The organism is Herbaspirillum sp. WTB6, assembly GCF_057457785.1.
Window position 1 is genome coordinate 623,872 of sequence record NZ_CP176522.1, and the last position, 16,904, is coordinate 640,775.

The following is a 16,904-nucleotide window of genomic DNA, read 5'->3' on the forward strand; positions in this document are numbered from 1 at the left end:
GTGCCGATCGGAACTTGACCGAGAGCCGGTTGCGGCAGTTTGACTACAAAAAATGGCCGCCTCTACGACGGAATGATACGAGCCAGGCCTCGCTTCCCGTGCATTCGCTTTCGGGTGTATAAACAAGCTACGCACCTGGCGCGGCTGACGGCAAGCTTTGGCCTTGAACCACACCGTTTTCGTCCCCCGCTCGCACCATATCGCGGCCCGGACGTGCGGCGCGACCATCCCGGCGCCAGGTCGGTCATTATTCCAACCACGCTCAATCGGAGACCTGCATGATCACCACTTCGCTCACGACTCTATTTGGACTGCGCTATCCGCTGGTGCTGGCGCCGATGGCCGGCGTCTCGGGCGGCCGCCTAGCAGCGGCGGTATCGAATGCCGGCGCGCTGGGTCTGGTCGGCGGCGGCTACGGCAACCGGGATTGGCTGCAGCACGAACTGAGCCTGGTGCGCGCGGAAACTCAGCAGCCATGGGGCGTCGGGCTGATTACCTGGGCGGTTGACGAGGGGGTGCTGGACTATGCGCTGAGCTTTCAGCCGCACGCAGTGATGCTGTCATTTGGCGATCCGCGCCGGTTCGCGCCGGCCATCAGGGCCGCCGGCTGCAAGCTGATTTGCCAGGTGCAGGACATCGCCGGGGCTTGGCTGGCGCAGGAAGCCGGCGCCGATATCGTGGTGGCGCAGGGCACCGAAGGCGGCGGCCACGGCGGTGCGCGCGCAACCTTACCGCTGGTGCCGATTGCAGTGGATGCGGTCGCGCCGCTGCCGGTGGTCGCCGCCGGCGGCATCGCCGATGGGCGTGGCTTGGCGGCGGCGCTGATGCTGGGCGCGCACGGCGCTTTATTAGGCACGCGCTTTTTCGCCAGCACCGAGGCGCTCGGCAGCGCCGCCATCAAGCAACGCCTGGTCGAGGCCAAGGGTGAACAAACACAGCGCACCCAGGTGTTTGACGTGGTGCGCGGTTATGACTGGCCGACCGCGTTCACCGGGCGCGCGGTGCGCAATCGCTTCATGCAGCGCTGGGACGGTAACGAAGCAGGATTGACGGCGGCGCTAGAAGTGGAACGTCCGGCATTTCAGGCAGCGGTGCAGGCCAATGACCACGAAACAGCGATGGTCTGGGCCAGCGAGGCGGTGGATTTGATCCAGAGCACCGAAAGCGCGGCGACCCTGGTGACGCGAATTTGTGCCCAGGCGGAGGCGCAATTGCGTGCCGGTGCTCAATTGCTGAGCTGATAAGCAACTGATCTCAGACAACACCAATTTCGTCATTCCGACGAACGCGGCAATCCATGTGAAGCAAGCAGTTACATGGGTTCCCGCTTGCACGAAGACAACAGCTTTCATTTTTTGCACCTGCCTGAGCTTGATCGCTCATCAGGATTGCGGAAGTAACCATCGTCGGTAAAGCGCCATTCTGCTCGCGTATAATCTCCCCTTTCCCCGCACAAAATACCCATCATGGAAGCAGAACACCTGAACGCCCTCGAATCCCTGCTCGAGGACCTGACCGAACGCACGACTGAACTGCGGAGGTATCTTTGACTTCGATGTCAAGTCAGAGAAGCTAGAACAAGTCAACGCCGAACTGGAAGACCCGAACGTCTGGAACGACCAGAAGCGGGCGCAGGAACTCGGCAAGGAAAAAAAATCGCTGGAATCGATCGTGCTGACCCTGATCAGCATCGAAAACGGCGTGCGCGATGCCACCGATCTGTTCCAGATGGCGCGCGAGGAAAACGATGAAGGCACGCTGACGGCGCTGCAGGACGACGCCGCGCAACTGAAAAAGCGGGTGGAAGAAATGGAATTCCACCGCATGTTTTCCAATCCGATGGACCCCAACAATTGCTTCATCGACATCCAGGCCGGCGCCGGCGGCACCGAGGCGCAGGACTGGGCCTCGATGCTGCTGCGCCAGTACCTGCGCTATTGCGAGCGCAAGGGCTTCAAGGCTGAAATCCTGGAGCAGTCGGATGGCGAGGTGGCCGGCATCAAGACCGCGACCATCAAGGTCGAGGGCGATTACGCCTACGGCTATCTGCGCACCGAAACCGGGGTACACCGGCTGGTGCGCAAGTCGCCGTTCGATTCCGCCAACGGCCGCCATACCTCGTTTTCCAGCCTGTTCGTCTACCCGGAAGTGGATGATTCGATCGAGGTCGACATCAATCCGGCCGATGTGCGCATCGATACCTACCGCGCTTCCGGCGCCGGCGGCCAGCACATCAACAAGACCGATTCGGCGGTGCGCCTGACGCACGCGCCCACCGGTATCGTGGTGCAATGCCAGAACGACCGCAGCCAGCATCGCAACAAGGCCGAGGCCTGGGACATGCTGAAGGCCAAGCTGTTCGAACTGGAATTGCGCAAGCGCATGAGCGAGCAGCAGAAGCTGGAAGACTCCAAGACCGACGTCGGCTGGGGCCACCAGATCCGCTCCTACGTGCTGGACCAGTCGCGCATCAAGGATTTGCGCACCAACTTCGAGACCGGCAACACCAAGGCCGTGCTGGACGGCGAACTGGACGAGTTCATCGCCGCTTCGCTGAAACAGGGCGTGTAACACCCGCGCCGCCGGCCGCCCGGCGGCGACTTTTATTGAAAACCGAAACCGGCGCGCCGATTCGCTCTCTGCTGGGGAGCGCGCGGCGCGCCGACAACACTGCTCATACCATGATGAACGACGACTACTCCGCGCTGCAGGCCGAAAAAGACGAAAGCTCGATTCTTGCGGAGCGGCGCGCCAAGCTGGCCGCGCTGCGCCAGAACGGCGTCGCCTTCCCCAACGATTTCCGTCCAGCACACAAGGCGGCGGCATTGCAGGAGCAATACGGCGAAGTCGAGCGCGAGGAGTTGGCGGCGCAGGAAGTCAAGGTGGCGGTGGCCGGCCGCATGATGCTGAAGCGGGTGATGGGCAAGGCTTCGTTTGCGACGATCCAGGATGCCTCCGGGCCGAAGGCCGATGGCCGCATCCAGCTCTACATCACCAGCGAACTGGCGGGCGAGGCGGCGCACGACGCCTTCAAGCACTACGATCTGGGCGACATCCTGGGCGCTGAAGGCACGCTGTTCAAGACCAAGACCGGCGAGCTGTCGATCAAGGTGACCAATCTGCGGCTGCTGACCAAGTCGCTGCGGCCGCTGCCGGACAAGTTCCACGGCCTGTCGGACCAGGAAACCAGGTATCGCCAGCGCTACGTCGATCTGATCATCAACGAAGAAACGCGACGCACCTTCAAGGCGCGCACCGCGGCCATGTCGTCGATCCGCCGCTTCATGGAAAAGAACGATTTCATGGAAGTCGAGACGCCGATGCTGCACGTGATTCCAGGCGGCGCCGCGGCCAAGCCGTTCATCACGCACCACAACGCGCTGGACATGGAAATGTTCCTGCGTATCGCGCCCGAGCTGTACCTGAAGCGGCTGGTGGTGGGCGGCTTCGAGCGCGTGTTCGAGGTGAATCGCAACTTCCGCAATGAGGGCGTGTCGCCGCGCCACAATCCGGAATTCACGATGATGGAATTCTATGCGGCCTACGTCGACTACAAATGGCTGATGGATTTCACCGAAGCGGTGATCCGGCAGGCGGCGATCGATGCCCACGGCACCGCTACCCTGACCTACCAGGGGCGCGAGCTGGATCTGTCGAAACCCTTCCACCGCCTGACCATCATCGGCGCCATCAACAAGTATGCGCCGCACTACACCCACGAACAGTTGCATGACGCCGAGTTCCTGAAGCAGGAATTGAAGAAGTTCGGCGTCACGCCGCACATCATTTCCGGCCTCGGCGCGCTGCAGCTGGCGCTGTTCGAGGAAACCGCCGAAGCGCAGTTGTGGGAACCGACCTACATCATCGACTACCCGGTGGAAGTGTCGCCGCTGGCGCGCGCCTCCGACACGCTGCCCGGCATCACCGAGCGCTTCGAGCTGTTCATCACCGGCCGCGAAATCGCCAACGGCTTCTCGGAATTGAACGATGCCGAAGACCAGGCCGCGCGCTTCCGCGCCCAGGTCGAAGCCAAGGATGCCGGCGACGAGGAAGCAATGTATTACGACGCCGACTACATCCGCGCGCTGGAATACGGACTGCCGCCGACCGGCGGCTGCGGCATCGGCATCGACCGCCTGATGATGCTGATCACCGATTCGCCGAATATCCGCGACGTGATCCTGTTCCCGCACCTGCGCCGCGAGGATTAACCCAACCACGCCGCGCGGTTACAAACGCTTACTGCTGACACAGATTTCCGCTTTTTTTCCGGCAACTGGTGCGCGATACTTTTCACATTCGCACAGGACGCAGGAAAAAAAATGGAAACTACCAAATCGCCCAACCGCATTCACCCTCTGGTCGCCACCGCTGCGGTCGCGGTAACCCTGGCCAGCCTGACCGGGATAGCCGCCATGACCGGCATGTTCCCGAGTTCTCACAGCGGCAATGGGCCGGCTGCGAGCGCCGTGCTCAGCCCGGCAGCAGCACCGTTGGAACCGCTAGCGCAGACCGCGCCGGCCCCGGCTCCGAAAGAACCTGCCGCCAGGCTCGCTGCCAGCAGGCCGGCGCCGGCCACCCGAACCAACCCACCCGCGCCACCGGCGTATGCGCAGCAGCCGGCGCCCGTCGCCCAGGCACCGGCGATCTGCAACAGTTGCGGGCGGGTCGAATCGATCCAGGCGATCCAGCATGCCGCGCAACCAAGCGGGCTTGGCATAGCGGCCGGCGCGGTGGTCGGCGGCCTGCTCGGCAACCAGGTGGGCGGCGGCAATGGCCGCACGCTGGCGACGGTTGCCGGCGCGGTCGGCGGCGGTTATGCCGGCAATGAAGTCGAAAAACGCTCCCGCAGCACGACCAGCTATCAAGTGCGGGTGCGGATGGACAACGGCACGCTGCGCACCTTCCCTCAATCCGGCCCGGACGGCTGGCAGGTTGGCGACCCGGTTCGCGTAGTGAATGGGGCGCTGACCTCGCGCGGGTGATTGTCGGACGGCAGCACGGCAACGGGTTCGTGGCTACCGTCAAATAATTTGACTCTGACCCTATTTTTACAGTATCAACGGAGTATGTTCAATATCCGCCCATTTTATGGGCGGAATTCAATCATCGCACTGGGAGTATAGTTATCCCGCGGTGATCAGGCGGCAAACGTCGTCTGCTACAGCACCCGCAGCAAATTCGCGCCAATCAAGACCAGCGTCGCGATGAAGGTCCCCACCACCCCTGCTGCGCGCCCGACCGATTCTTTCGAGCTTTTCCTCAAGCCCCAGGCATGCGCGATGCGCGAGACCAGCAGCAAGCCGCCGCAGGCATGCAGCAGGGTGCCGCTGCCGCCATTCAGTTCATACACCAGCAGCAGCAGCAAGGCGATCGGTACGTATTCGACCGCGTTGCCGTGTACACGGATGGCTTGCGACAGGCTGGCATGGCCGCCATCGCCCAGGCCGACCTTGTGGCGGCCGCGCTCCAGCATCACCAGAACCGCTAGGGTCAAGAGAAGAATCGCGTGCAGCGCCACAGAGAGCGCGGTGATCTGGACTGGCATCGGGTCCCTTTAACAGATGGTGAAAATGCGGGAGGCGTAACCGACGGCGGCTATCCGGCCTGGAAGCGCGCCGCGGCCGGCCAATTCTAGCGCCGATCGGGATTCAATCGGCTTCCTCGATCCAGGCCTGCTGGATCGCCTCCAGGATTTTCTCGCCGGAGCGATTCGGCTCGTCGTCAAAACCGTCCAGCTCGCACACCCACTTGTGCAGGTCGGTAAAGCGCACCGCCAGCGGGTCGACTTGCGGAAATTTATCGTGCAGTTCTTCCGCGATGCGGATGGTGTCGGTCCATTTCATTGTCTGCATCCTTAGCCGTTCGGCCGCTGTGCCGCGAACGGCATTTAATGATTTTCGCGCGCGTGGTTGATGGTGTATTTCGGAATCTCGACCACCAGATCTTCGTCGCCCAGGATCGCCTGGCAGGACAGGCGCGAAGTCGCTTCCAGTCCCCAGGCCATATCCAGCAGGTCTTCCTCGCCCTCCTCCGGCGGATTCAGGCTGCCGAAACCTTCCCGGATAACCACGTGGCAGGTGGTGCAGGCGCAGGATTTTTCACAGGCGTGTTCGATTTCGATGTCGCTGGCCAGCAGCGCGTCGCACAGCGTTTGGCCGGCCGGGGCGTCGATCACGGCGCCGTCCGGACACAGGGAAGCATGGGGCAATACAACAATCTGGGGCACTTGGGTCTACCTCGCTGGTGATGAATTTCGGCCCACGTCACGGGCATGGTGAGGGTGGATGCGCGGCCAAGCGGGTGCCGCGCTCAAGCCAGCTCATCCACTTTGCAGCCGGCCAAGGCCGCATGCACGCTGCGGTTCATGCGACGCGCGGCGAATTCTTCGGTGCCGCTGGCCAAAGCTTCGACCGCTGCCTGCAGCGCCGCCAGCTGGCCGCCTGCCGCCTGTGCCCGCACCGCTTGCAACAGCCCGGCGATGGCATCGCGCTCAGCCGCCGACAGCAGTTTGGCGTCCGCCGCCAGCGCCGCCTCGGTCGCCAGTGCGATGCGTTCGGCCTCGACTTGTTGTTCGCGCAGCGCGCGCTGCTGCCGGTCGACGTCGGCGGCGCCGAATGAATCCTGTAGCATTCTGGAAATTTCCTCGTCGCTCAAGCCATACGACGGCTTGACCGTGATCCCGGCCTCGACGCCGGAGCGCAATTCCTGCGCCGCTACCGACAGCAAGCCGTCGGCATCGACCTGATAGGTAACGCGGATGCGCGCCGCGCCCGCCGTCATCGGCGGAATCCCGCGCAGCTCGAAGCGGGCCAGCGACCGGCAATCGGCCGTCAACTCGCGCTCGCCTTGCACCACATGGATCGCCAGCGCGGTCTGGCCGTCCTTGAAGGTGGTGAACTCCTGGGCGCGAGCGCAGGGTATGGTGGAATTGCGCGGGATCAGCTTTTCCACCAGGCCGCCCATCGTCTCGATCCCGAGCGAGAGCGGAATCACGTCCAGCAGCAGCCAGTCGTCGCCGGGAGCGCGGTTTCCCGCCAGCAGATTGGCCTGGATCGCCGCTCCCAGCGCCACCACCTTGTCGGGATCGATGTCGGTCAGCGGCGCGCTGCCGAAATACTCGCCAATCGCCTGCTGCACGTGCGGCATGCGCGTGGCGCCGCCGACCATGACCACGCCATCGACCGCATCTACCCCCAGCCCGGCGTCGCGCAGCGCCTTGCGGCTGGCGGCCACGGTCTTGGCGACCAGGTGCTGCGTCATCTGGGCAAACTCGGTCGCCGACAGGCTCAGATGCACTTCTTCGCCCGATTGCAGAACGGCGTCGATGCGCGTCTCGGCCTGGCTCGACAGCTGCTCCTTGGCGGCGCGCGCCTTTGCCATCAGCAGGCTGCCATCCTGCCCCGACAGCGGCGCCAGTCCGGCCTGCTGGATGATCCAGCAAAACAGGCGGTGGTCGAAGTCATCGCCGCCCAGCGCCGAATCGCCGCCGGTGGCCAGGACTTCGAACACGCCCTTGGTCAGCTTCAGGATCGAAATGTCGAAGGTGCCGCCGCCAAGGTCGTAGACCGCGTAAATCCCTTCGGAAGCATGATCCAGTCCGTAGGCGATCGCCGCCGCGGTCGGCTCGTTCAGCAGGCGCAGCACGTTCAGCCCGGCCAGCCGGGCGGCGTCCTTGGTGGCCTGGCGCTGGGCATCGTCGAAATAGGCCGGGACCGTGATCACCGCACCCAGCAGCGCATCGCCCAGCGCCCCTTCGGCGCGCCGGCGCAGGCTGGACAGAATTTCTGCGGCGATTTCTACCGGGCTTTTGATGCCGGCGGCGGTCTTCAGTTGCACCATGCCGGGCGCATCCTGGAACGCATAGGGCAAGCTCTCGATATGCGCAATATCCTGGCGGCCGCGCCCCAGCAAGCGCTTGACCGAGGCCACCGTATTGCCGGCATCAGCCACCTGCGCCTCCAGCGCCTGATGGCCGACCTGCACCGTTCCATCCGCCAGGTAACGCACCACCGACGGCAGCAGCGTCCGATCCTGCGGATCATTCAGCAACTCCGGAATGCCGTCGCGCACCGTCGCCACCAGCGAATTGGTGGTGCCAAAATCGATGCCGACCGCCAGCCGATGCTGATGCGGTACGGTGGACATCCCGGGTTCGGAAATTTGCAGAAGAGCCATGTTGAATTCTTGCCGGTAAGGCGGGTTGTGATTGCCGTGGACGCCGGCGCAAGAGGCCGGCGAGCACGCTGCGTTCCTATCGATCGGCAGCCAGGCGCTCAACGGCGGCGGCAACGTCGTCTGAAAATTTTTCCAGGAACATCCATTGCTGCACCATGTGCGCGGCGGCATTGAAGTCTTCGGCGTCCAGCAAGGCGCCGGTGCGGGCGGAGGCGTCACTGTAGGCGGCATCAACCTCGCGTTCCAGTTGCTGCAGCGCGGCGCCGTCGCGCTGCGCCTTGGCCTCGTCCAACGCTTCGTGCCACTCCATTTGCCGCATCAGGAACGCGGGCGGCATGGCGGTGTTGGATTCGGTCCGCAACTCCATCCCGTTCAGCTCGCACAGATAGCGGGCCCGCTTCAACGGCTGCTTCAAGACGCGATACGCCTCATTGGCGCGCGTGGCCCACTGCGTCGCCACCCGCTTCTCGGCGCTGGTGGCATGGGCGAAGCGATCCGGATGCGCCTGATTCTGCACTTCATGGTATGCCGCTTCCAGCGCCGCCGGATCGAGGGTGAAGCGTTGCGGCAAATGAAAAAGCTGAAAGTGGTTTTGCATGATCAGGTAAAACAAAAGCCTGTTTTGCGCAACAGGCTTGTCCATGTATCGCATATCGTGTGGCGCTGGATGCCGCGCCTCGGCTGCCAGGTTTGCGGCTGCTAGGTGTGGAAGCTCTCGCCGCAGCCGCACGCGCTTTTCACGTTCGGATTCTGGAACTTGAAGCCTTCGTTCAAGCCTTCGCGCGTGAAATCCAGTTCGGTGCCATCCAGATACGGCAGGCTTTTCGGGTCCACGAACACCTTGACGCCGTGCGCCTCGAACACCTGGTCCTCGGCATTCGCCTGGTCGACGAATTCGAGCTTGTAGGCCAGGCCGGAACAACCGCTGGTGGAAACGCCCAGGCGCAGGCCGATGCCCTTGCCGCGCTGCGCCAGGCTGTGGCCGATCCGCGCTGCTGCTTTTTCAGTGACTGTAATCGCCATGATTGTCCTCCTCGTCAAAGATTCGATTCGGCCGCGACCTCTTGCCGGGCCCGGTAATCATTGACCGCGGCCTTGATCGCGTCCTCGGCCAGGATCGAGCAATGGATCTTGACCGGCGGCAGCGCCAGTTCTTCCGCAATTTCGGTATTGCGGATCGCCAACGCCTGATCCAGCGTCTTGCCCTTGACCCATTCGGTCACCAGCGACGACGACGCGATCGCCGAGCCGCAGCCGTAGGTCTTGAAGCGGGCATCCTCGATCACGCCGTCGGCGCCTACCTTGATCTGCAATTTCATCACGTCGCCGCACGCCGGCGCGCCCACCATGCCGGTTCCGACCGTAGCGTCGCCCTTGTCGAAAGCGCCGACGTTGCGCGGATTTTCGTAATGGTCGAGAACCTTGTCTGAATACGCCATTTGTTGCTCCTTGTTTCCGATCTGTGGAACAGCACCGCTGGTCAAGCTATGTTCTGTCCCGCAAATTTCAAATTCCCGTCGTTCCGGCGAAAGCCGGAACCTGGTGTCGTTTTACGGTTGCCCGACCTATCCTTCTGCGGGAGTCAACCTTGCTCAACCTTTCTTTTGATCAGTTGGGGACAGAGTAACTCGCCGCGCTGCGGCGGCTCATAAACTCTGTCCCGCAATGAGTCAATGAGCCGCCCATTGCACCGAGGCGATGTCGATTCCATCCTTGTACATGTCCCACAACGGCGATAACTCGCGCAGCTTGGCAACCTTTTGCTTGATCAGCGCAACCGTGAAGTCGATCTCCTGCTCGGTGGTGAAGCGGCCGAAGGTGAAGCGGATCGAGCTGTGCGCCAGTTCGTCGCTGCGCCCCAGGGCCCGCAACACATAGGACGGCTCCAGGCTGGCCGAGGTGCAGGCCGAACCGGACGATACCGCCAGTTCCTTGATCGCCATGATCAGCGACTCGCCTTCGACGTAATTGAAGCTGACGTTCAGATTATGCGCCACCCGATGCACCATGTCGCCGTTGATGTACACCTCTTCCATTTCCTGCAGGCCGCGCGCCAAGCGATCGCGCAAGGCCGTGATGCGCACGATTTCGCTGTCCATTTCTTCCCTGGCAATGCGAAACGCCTCGCCCATGCCGACGATCTGGTGGGTCGGCAAGGTGCCCGAGCGCAGGCCGCGCTCGTGGCCGCCGCCATGCATCTGCGCCTCGATCCGCACCCGCGGCTTGCGCCGCACGTACAGCGCGCCGACCCCTTTCGGACCGTAGGTCTTGTGCGCGGTGAAGGTCATCAGGTCGACCTTGCTCTTTTCCAGATCGATATGCACCTTGCCGGTCGCCTGCGCGGCGTCGCAATGGAAGATGATGCCTTTCTTGCGGCACAACTCGCCAATTTCGTCAATCGGCTGGATCACGCCGATTTCATTGTTGACCAGCATCACCGACACCAGGATCGTGTCCGGCCGCAACACGGCTTCCAGTTGTGCCACGGTGATCAGGCCATTGTCCTGGGGTTGCAGATAGGTCGCCTCGAACCCCTGGCGCTCCAGCTCGCGCACGGTGTCCAGCACCGCCTTGTGCTCGGTCTTGACCGTGACGATGTGCTTGCCCTTGGATTTATAGAACTGGGCGGCGCCCTTGATGGCCAGGTTGTCGCTCTCGGTCGCGCCCGAGGTCCAGATGATTTCGCGCGGGTCGGCATTCACCAGCGCCGCCACTTGCTCACGCGCTTCCTCCACCGCTTTTTCCGCCGCCCAGCCATAGGCATGGCTGCGCGAAGCCGGGTTGCCGAACTGCTCGCGCAGATACGGGATCATTTTGTCCGCTACCCGCGGATCGATCGGGGTGGTGGCCGAATAATCCATGTAAATCGGAAAATGCGGTGCATCCGCGGTATCGATCAACCGGGTTTGAAAGGGGGCATTCATTGATTCACTCCAGTTACGCTACGACATGCGGGCGATGCACGACCACCACGCTTTGTTCGGATTTGTCCCGTTTTTGCTGGTCTACCAGATCCTGCAGGGAAACCGAATCCAGGTACTCGACCACTTTGTGGTTCAGGGTCGACCATAGCTCGTGCGTCATGCAACGGCCGCCGCCATCGTCCGACGCCGGGCGACAATTTTTTCTACCGCCACACTGGGTCGCATCGAGCGGCTCGTCCACCGCGACAATGATTTGCGTCACCGTAACGTCTTCCGCAGGGCGCGCCAGATTATATCCGCCTCCCGGTCCGCGCACCGATGCCACGATTTGATGCCGCCGCAGCTTTCCAAACAATTGTTCCAGGTAGGAAAGCGAAATATCCTGGCGCGCGCTGATGCCGGCCAGCGTAACCGGCCCCTCATCCTGGCGCAGCGCCAAATCAATCATTGCGGTCACTGCAAAACGGCCTTTGGTGGTCAAGCGCATGGTTTAACACTCCGGCTTGCGCGCCCCGCCAAGCAAAAAAGGCGCGTTCGTTGAGGAACTCCAGAAAGCCGATTGTAGCAAACCCGAGTAAATTTGTCAGGTATTCCGCCCTGCCGCCAATTCGAACACGGCAATTGACTCGACATGCGCGGTATGCGGAAACATGTTGACCACCCCGGCCTGCTGCAGCACATAACCGGCCTCATGCACCAGGATGCCGGCATCGCGCGCCAGCGTGGCCGGGTTGCAGGAAACGTAGACAATCCGCGCCGGTCTGAATTGCTGTTCACCTTCCCGCAGTGCCGCCAGGGCCGCGCACAGGGCGGCAGCGCCATCGCGCGGCGGATCGACCAACAGCCGGTCGAATTTCCCCAATGCCACCAGGTCGGCCGGATTCAATTCAAACAGGTTGCGGCAGGCAAAACTCGTTTTCCCCGCCAGGCCATTCAACTCGGCATTGCTGCGCGCGCGCTCCACCAGCGCGGCACTGCCCTCGATGCCCAGCACCGCACGGGCCCGGGTTGCCAGCGGCAAGGTAAAGTTGCCAAGCCCGCAAAACAGGTCGGCCACGCGCTGGTCGGCTTGCAGATCCAGCAATTGCACTACCCGCGCCACCAGCACGCGATTGACCTGGTGGTTGACCTGGGTGAAGTCGGTAGGCTTGAACGGCATCCGGATACCGAATTCCGGCAACTGGTAATGCAAGCGCGATACCGCCGGATAAAACGGCCGCGCGCTGTCCGGGCCTTGTGGCTGCAACCACCACTCGATGCGATGCCGGTCTGCGAACGCGATCAGCAACTGTTCGTCGTCCTCAGTCAACGCTGCCATGTGGCGCAGCACCAGCACCGTGCTCTTTTCATGCTCGCCCTCGCCCACCGCGAGCTCCAGTTGCGGCACCTGATCGACGATCGACAAGGATGCAATCAGGGCGCGTAACGGCACCAGCAGCGCCGAGACCTCGGGCGGCAATATCTCGCAACTGGTCATGTCGGTCACGTAGGGCGATTTCCGTTCCCGAAAACCCACCAGTACCGCGCCCTTCTTGCGCACGTGGCGAACCGAGATGCGCGCCCGATAACGATAGTGCCAGGTCGGGCCGTAAATTGGGCGCAATACCGTCGCCGGCTTGACCTTGCCGATATGCCACAAGCTGTCTTCCAGCACCCGCTGCTTGATCGCCACTTGGGCGGTCGGTTCGACGTGCTGCATGGCGCAGCCGCCGCAAACGCCAAAAAAGCGGCATTTCGGCGCGACCCGCAAGGCGGATTCCCGATGCACTTCAGTCAGTGTTGCCGCCTCCCATTTCGACTTGCGACGAAACGATTCGAAGCTGACCAGTTCGCCGGGCAAGGCGCCGTCGACAAAGATCACCTTGCCGGGAGTACCGTCTTCATTTTTCAGATGGCCGACGCCGCGCGCCTCCATGTCCAGTGATTCGATTTCGAGTGGAGGCTGCGGCATAAAATTCGGTGAATGGGTGGCGACGTCGCCGGGCGGCTCGCCGGCGCAGGACGGCTGCAATTATGCCGCAAGGCAGGCCGTTCAGAGCAGGGAATCGCGGCCGACCCCAACCCCGGCCAAGGTGCGCTTCAGCTTGGCCAGCGATTCCTGCTGGATCTGCCGCACCCGTTCCCGCGTCACACCCATCTCGGCCGCCAGTTCCTCCAGCGTCGCCGGATCGCTGTTGTCAAGGCCGAAGCGACGCGTGATCACCAGTCTTTGCTTGTCGGACAATTTTTTCAGCCAGTCGCGCATCAGCAGGATCATTTCCTGATGTTCGGCATGCGCATCGGGCCCGTCTTCGCTATTTCCGGGCAGCATGTCGATCAGGCTGGCTTGCGGATCGTTTTCCAACGGCGTATCGAGCGAGGCGACATGATCCGAGAGCGCCAGGATGTCCTGCACTTCTTCCAGCGGGCGGCCGGCCAGTTGCGCGATGTCCTCGATGGTGGCATCCCGACCGTCGCGTTGCTGCGCCTCGAGATAGTATTTGGCGCGCAGGATCTGGTTCAACTCGCGCACCATGTGCACCGGCAAGCGGATCGTGCGCGCCTGGTTCATGATGGCCCGCTCGATATTCTGGCGTATCCACCAGGTGGCGTAAGTGGAAAAACGAAACCCGCGCTCCGGCTCGAACTTGTCGATGGCGCGCATCAAGCCAAGATTCCCCTCTTCGATCAGGTCCAGCAAGATCACGCCGCGATTGACGTAGTGCTTGGCGATCGACACCACCAGCCGCAGGTTGTGTTCGATCATTTTTTGCCGGGCAGCGAAGTCGCCCTGCTTGGCCAGCGTGGCAAAATGCACTTCCTCGGCCACCGTCAGCAACGGCCGCGCACCGATCTGGTTCAGGTAATGCTGCGTGGTATCGGTCGAGAGTTCCGCCGCCAGGACCGATTTCAATTCATCGCGACTCGCCAGCGGCACGACGATGCCAGCGTCGATCTCCTCGTTGGCGTCATTGCTCTCGCGGGCGGCATCTCCGGCATGCAGCGGATCGAACGACAGCCGATCGGCATCGTCCGCCGGGCCGTTCGAGCCATTCAAGGGATGGTGGGCATCGCGGGTCATCCGGCCTGACCTCCGTGTCGGTTGCGCTGCGGGCCAAGGGAAAGCAGTGCCGCCTTTGCCCCGCTGCCGGCCGCGATCCGGACGCCCCCCCAGTTTTGAAGTGCGGTCGTTGCCACATGGATCGCCATCTGCCTCTCCGCATAATGCGTCTGCGGCCAACCAGGCTTGATCCGGCCCGGCCGTTTCAACGCTTCGGCAGGAATCTCGCTGGATCGACTGGTTTTCCCTGACGCCGGATTTCAAAATGCAATTTCACCGCATCAGCATCGGAATTGCCCATTTCGGCAATTTTTTGTCCCTTGCTGATGCTCTGACCTTCTTTCACCAGGATGGTTTTATTGTGCGCGTACGCGGACAGCAGATTATTGGTGTGCTTGATGATCACCAGGTTGCCGTAACCGCGGATGCCGCTGCCGGCATACATCACCTTGCCGGCACCGGCCGCCAGGATCTGCTGGCCAAGTTTTCCGGCAATATCGATGCCTTTCTTGCCGTCGTCAAAGCCGGCGATAACCTTGCCATCGGTGGGCCAGATCCAGGCAATGCCGTCGTCCTCGCTATCGCCCGGATTGGCAGATTGGTCGGCGTGTTGAGGCGGCGGCGCCGCCGCCGGGGCACCATCCGGTTTTTGCATCTCGGCCAAGGCCGCTTCCGAATAGGGTTTCTTTTCGCCCGACGGACCGCTCTTGTTGGCCACTTCGGCGCCGCGCGGCGGCGCTGTGACAGCCGGAGCGGCGCCCAGCGGCCGCACCTCGACCCCCGGGCTGGCCGGCACGCTGCCCACCTGCACCCCAGCGGACGCCGGCCCCGCATCCGGTGGCAACACGCGCAACACCTGGCCGACCTTGAGGTCGTTGGCATTGGCCAGGTTGTTCCAAGCGACAATATCGCGTGAACTCTGGCCGAATTCGAGCGCGATCCGGTACAGGGTGTCGCCTTTTTTGACCGTGTAATACCCGCGACCGGCCGGCGCCGGCGCGGTGCTGGCCGCGGCGTCCGCGCCCGTCGCGCGGTCCACCACCGGCGCCGGTTTGCGCGGGGTGACGCTGCACGCGGTCAGCAAGGCCAGCAGCCCTGTCATGCACATCAAACGAATTTTCGTCATTCCCATAGATTCAGACTTTGATTGGACCAGCCATTGTTTAATCAGGCAGTGCCGGCACACAGCGGCACGAAATGACAATGTTCAAGTGTTTCTCGGCGCCATTCGGATTTGCTGACGCGCACGATCAGTTCCAGCATCTGGCGCGCGCCGCCGACTGGTGCCACCAGCCGTCCGCCGACCGCCAGCTGCTCCAACAGTGCCGACGGTACCTGCAACCCGGCCGCAGCCAGAATGATACCGTCGAACGGCGCCGCCTGCGGCAGGCCGAGCATACCATCGCCATAATGCAGGCGAATATTGGCAATGCGCATCGGCCGCAAATTGGTCTTGGCCAGTTCGTGCAACGGCTTGATGCGCTCGATCGAATACACGTCCCCGACCAGCCGCGCCAGCACCGCTGCCTGATAGCCGCAGCCGGTGCCGATTTCCAGTACCCGTTCCAGCCGGCCGCCCTGCTGGTTGTCGCGCAGCACTTCGATCATGCGCGCCACGATATACGGCTGGGAAATGGTCTGCTGGTAGCCGATCGGCAAAGAGGCGTCGATATAGGCCTGGCTGACCAGGGCCGGTTCGATGAACAGGTGGCGCGGTACCGCCTCCATTGCCGCCAGCACACCGGCGTCGCGCACGCCTTGCTGCGCAACCCTGGCCACCATGGCCTTGCGCACCGCGTCCGATACCAGCGGCGCCGGCCGCAGGACTGGTGCCACTTGCGCCATCGACACTGATTTGGCTGAGGATTTCGGTTTGGCCGCGCGCGCCAGATCCAGCGCCGCATTGCGAGTCGCGGTTTGCGGGGTTGCAATCACGCCACGACTCGCGGACCGGGTATTTTTGGTTCTGTCCGGATGCTGGACCACGGAAGACAGCGGCAATGGAAAACGCCGGGGCCTCTGGTTCATGCCATATCTTTCCGCAACGCATCCAGTTGCGCAACGTGGGTCAAATCGAGTTGCAGCGGCGTGATCGAGACGTGCCCCGCGGCAACGGCATGAAAATCGGTGTCGGCGGCACCATCTCTAGCTTGGCCGCTGGGGCCGATCCAGTAGATGTCCTTGCCGCGCGGATCCTGGGCCTTGATCACACCGCTCGAGGCATGGCGGCGGCCGAGCCGGGTTACCCGCGGCGGCTTCAAGTCTGCATATGGCAGGTTGGGAATATTCACGTTCAGCAAATACGGCTTTTGCAGGTTCTCGAAACGGTGCAAGACAATGTCGCGGGCTTTTTTGGCTGCCGCATCCAGTTCGTGCCAGCCCTTGTCCACCTGCGAAAAGGCGATCGCCGGAATCCCGAACAAAAATGCCTCGGTTGCCGCCGCCACCGTGCCCGAATACAGGGTGTCGTCGCCCATGTTCTGGCCCTGGTTGATGCCGGAGACCACCAGATCGGGGGTATCGATCAGCAAGCCGGTCAGGGCGACGTGGACGCAATCGGAAGGCGTGCCATTGATGAAATAAAAGCCGTTTTCGGCGCGGTAGACGGACAGCGGCCGCTCCAGCGTCAGCGCATTGGAGCAGCCGGAGCAGTTGCGATCCGGCGCCACCACTACGATGTCGGCAATCGCAGCCATGGCATCGGCCAGTGCGATGAGGCCCGGCGCCAGATAGCCGTCATCGTTACTGATCAGGATTTTCAT

At 62.6% G+C, this 16,904-nt stretch carries 18 protein-coding genes; 4 read left to right on the plus strand and 14 right to left on the minus strand.

Annotation, left to right across the window (positions count from 1 at the left end; translation table 11 throughout):
• Window positions 1–278 precede the first annotated feature (278 nt).
• The 4 genes from ACK2VC_RS02885 to ACK2VC_RS02900 all read left to right on the plus strand — a co-directional run bounded on the left by ACK2VC_RS02885 (window position 279) and on the right by ACK2VC_RS02900 (window position 4,985).
• Entirely contained in the window at window positions 279–1,241 is a 963-nt protein-coding gene (locus ACK2VC_RS02885; RefSeq protein WP_486732087.1) for an NAD(P)H-dependent flavin oxidoreductase, read from the plus strand.
• Window positions 1,242–1,466: 225 nt separating this feature from the next.
• A protein-coding gene (gene prfB, locus ACK2VC_RS02890) for a peptide chain release factor 2 (protein WP_486732089.1) occupies window positions 1,467–2,571 on the plus strand; the annotation gives its coding sequence in 2 pieces (ribosomal slippage) (window positions 1,467–1,547 and window positions 1,549–2,571; 1,104 coding nt in all).
• 110 nt (window positions 2,572–2,681) lie between these two features.
• A complete protein-coding gene (gene lysS, locus ACK2VC_RS02895; protein WP_486733157.1) occupies window positions 2,682–4,211 on the plus strand; it encodes a lysine--tRNA ligase in 1,530 nt (509 codons plus the stop codon).
• 111 nt (window positions 4,212–4,322) lie between these two features.
• Window positions 4,323–4,985, plus strand: coding sequence for an outer membrane lipoprotein (locus tag ACK2VC_RS02900; RefSeq protein ID WP_486732090.1), 663 nt, complete (start codon window positions 4,323–4,325; stop codon window positions 4,983–4,985).
• Between the two features lie 176 nt (window positions 4,986–5,161).
• On the opposite strand, the gene ACK2VC_RS02905 is transcribed toward ACK2VC_RS02900, so the two are convergent.
• From ACK2VC_RS02905 to surE, 14 genes are all read right to left on the minus strand, one after another.
• Window positions 5,162–5,548, minus strand: coding sequence for an MAPEG family protein (locus ACK2VC_RS02905; protein WP_486732091.1), 387 nt, complete (start codon window positions 5,546–5,548; stop codon window positions 5,162–5,164).
• A 103-nt stretch (window positions 5,549–5,651) separates the two neighbouring features.
• A complete protein-coding gene (gene iscX, locus ACK2VC_RS02910) occupies window positions 5,652–5,846 on the minus strand; it encodes a Fe-S cluster assembly protein IscX (protein ID WP_486732092.1) in 195 nt (64 codons plus the stop codon).
• A gap of 44 nt (window positions 5,847–5,890) precedes the next feature.
• Window positions 5,891–6,229, minus strand: coding sequence for an ISC system 2Fe-2S type ferredoxin (gene fdx / locus ACK2VC_RS02915; protein WP_486732093.1), 339 nt, complete (start codon window positions 6,227–6,229; stop codon window positions 5,891–5,893).
• Window positions 6,230–6,312: 83 nt separating this feature from the next.
• Window positions 6,313–8,178, minus strand: a complete 1,866-nt coding sequence (gene hscA / locus ACK2VC_RS02920) for a Fe-S protein assembly chaperone HscA (protein ID WP_486732095.1) — start codon at window positions 8,176–8,178, stop codon at window positions 6,313–6,315.
• A 76-nt stretch (window positions 8,179–8,254) separates the two neighbouring features.
• Window positions 8,255–8,776, minus strand: coding sequence for a Fe-S protein assembly co-chaperone HscB (gene hscB, locus ACK2VC_RS02925; protein WP_486733159.1), 522 nt, complete (start codon window positions 8,774–8,776; stop codon window positions 8,255–8,257).
• A 101-nt stretch (window positions 8,777–8,877) separates the two neighbouring features.
• Window positions 8,878–9,201 carry an iron-sulfur cluster assembly protein IscA gene (gene iscA, locus ACK2VC_RS02930; RefSeq protein WP_486732097.1) on the minus strand — a complete coding sequence of 108 codons (324 nt, stop codon included), beginning with the start codon at window positions 9,199–9,201 and terminating at the stop codon, window positions 8,878–8,880.
• A gap of 14 nt (window positions 9,202–9,215) precedes the next feature.
• Window positions 9,216–9,617 (minus strand): Fe-S cluster assembly scaffold IscU, encoded by a 402-nt coding sequence (gene iscU, locus ACK2VC_RS02935; RefSeq protein ID WP_486732098.1) that lies wholly within the window; start codon window positions 9,615–9,617, stop codon window positions 9,216–9,218.
• A 231-nt stretch (window positions 9,618–9,848) separates the two neighbouring features.
• Window positions 9,849–11,102, minus strand: a complete 1,254-nt coding sequence (locus tag ACK2VC_RS02940; protein WP_486732099.1) for an IscS subfamily cysteine desulfurase — start codon at window positions 11,100–11,102, stop codon at window positions 9,849–9,851.
• A gap of 13 nt (window positions 11,103–11,115) precedes the next feature.
• A complete protein-coding gene (iscR, locus tag ACK2VC_RS02945; RefSeq protein ID WP_486732100.1) occupies window positions 11,116–11,589 on the minus strand; it encodes a Fe-S cluster assembly transcriptional regulator IscR in 474 nt (157 codons plus the stop codon).
• 96 nt (window positions 11,590–11,685) lie between these two features.
• Complete coding sequence (gene rlmD / locus ACK2VC_RS02950; protein ID WP_486732101.1) at window positions 11,686–13,053, minus strand: 23S rRNA (uracil(1939)-C(5))-methyltransferase RlmD; 1,368 nt, start codon at window positions 13,051–13,053, stop codon at window positions 11,686–11,688.
• A gap of 81 nt (window positions 13,054–13,134) precedes the next feature.
• On the minus strand, window positions 13,135–14,163 hold the full coding sequence (rpoS, locus tag ACK2VC_RS02955; RefSeq protein ID WP_486732102.1) for an RNA polymerase sigma factor RpoS: 1,029 nt from the start codon (window positions 14,161–14,163) through the stop codon (window positions 13,135–13,137).
• Between the two features lie 184 nt (window positions 14,164–14,347).
• On the minus strand, window positions 14,348–15,268 hold the full coding sequence (locus ACK2VC_RS02960; RefSeq protein ID WP_486732103.1) for a peptidoglycan DD-metalloendopeptidase family protein: 921 nt from the start codon (window positions 15,266–15,268) through the stop codon (window positions 14,348–14,350).
• Between the two features lie 41 nt (window positions 15,269–15,309).
• Window positions 15,310–16,170, minus strand: coding sequence for a protein-L-isoaspartate(D-aspartate) O-methyltransferase (locus tag ACK2VC_RS02965; RefSeq protein ID WP_486732104.1), 861 nt, complete (start codon window positions 16,168–16,170; stop codon window positions 15,310–15,312).
• Complete coding sequence (gene surE / locus ACK2VC_RS02970; RefSeq protein ID WP_486732105.1) at window positions 16,167–16,904, minus strand: 5'/3'-nucleotidase SurE; 738 nt, start codon at window positions 16,902–16,904, stop codon at window positions 16,167–16,169. The genes ACK2VC_RS02965 and surE overlap by 4 nt, the downstream gene beginning before the upstream one ends.

Excerpts from the sequence above, each read along its gene's own strand:
- ACK2VC_RS02960 (WP_486732103.1), bottom strand. The coding sequence starts at position 15,268 with ATGACGAAAATTCGTTTGATGTGCATGACAGGGCTGCTGGCCTTGCTG.
- ACK2VC_RS02965 (WP_486732104.1), bottom strand. The coding sequence starts at position 16,170 with ATGAACCAGAGGCCCCGGCGTTTTCCATTGCCGCTGTCTTCCGTGGTC.
- lysS (WP_486733157.1), top strand. The coding sequence starts at position 2,682 with ATGATGAACGACGACTACTCCGCGCTGCAGGCCGAAAAAGACGAAAGC.
- iscX (WP_486732092.1), bottom strand. The coding sequence starts at position 5,846 with ATGAAATGGACCGACACCATCCGCATCGCGGAAGAACTGCACGATAAA.
- ACK2VC_RS02940 (WP_486732099.1), bottom strand. The coding sequence starts at position 11,102 with ATGAATGCCCCCTTTCAAACCCGGTTGATCGATACCGCGGATGCACCG.
- hscA (WP_486732095.1), bottom strand. The coding sequence starts at position 8,178 with ATGGCTCTTCTGCAAATTTCCGAACCCGGGATGTCCACCGTACCGCAT.
- surE (WP_486732105.1), bottom strand. The coding sequence starts at position 16,904 with ATGAAAATCCTGATCAGTAACGATGACGGCTATCTGGCGCCGGGCCTC.
- rlmD (WP_486732101.1), bottom strand. The coding sequence starts at position 13,053 with ATGCCGCAGCCTCCACTCGAAATCGAATCACTGGACATGGAGGCGCGC.
- iscR (WP_486732100.1), bottom strand. The coding sequence starts at position 11,589 with ATGCGCTTGACCACCAAAGGCCGTTTTGCAGTGACCGCAATGATTGAT.
- iscA (WP_486732097.1), bottom strand. The coding sequence starts at position 9,201 with ATGGCGATTACAGTCACTGAAAAAGCAGCAGCGCGGATCGGCCACAGC.
- ACK2VC_RS02885 (WP_486732087.1), top strand. The coding sequence starts at position 279 with ATGATCACCACTTCGCTCACGACTCTATTTGGACTGCGCTATCCGCTG.
- hscB (WP_486733159.1), bottom strand. The coding sequence starts at position 8,776 with ATGCAAAACCACTTTCAGCTTTTTCATTTGCCGCAACGCTTCACCCTC.
- iscU (WP_486732098.1), bottom strand. The coding sequence starts at position 9,617 with ATGGCGTATTCAGACAAGGTTCTCGACCATTACGAAAATCCGCGCAAC.
- rpoS (WP_486732102.1), bottom strand. The coding sequence starts at position 14,163 with ATGACCCGCGATGCCCACCATCCCTTGAATGGCTCGAACGGCCCGGCG.
- ACK2VC_RS02900 (WP_486732090.1), top strand. The coding sequence starts at position 4,323 with ATGGAAACTACCAAATCGCCCAACCGCATTCACCCTCTGGTCGCCACC.
- ACK2VC_RS02905 (WP_486732091.1), bottom strand. The coding sequence starts at position 5,548 with ATGCCAGTCCAGATCACCGCGCTCTCTGTGGCGCTGCACGCGATTCTT.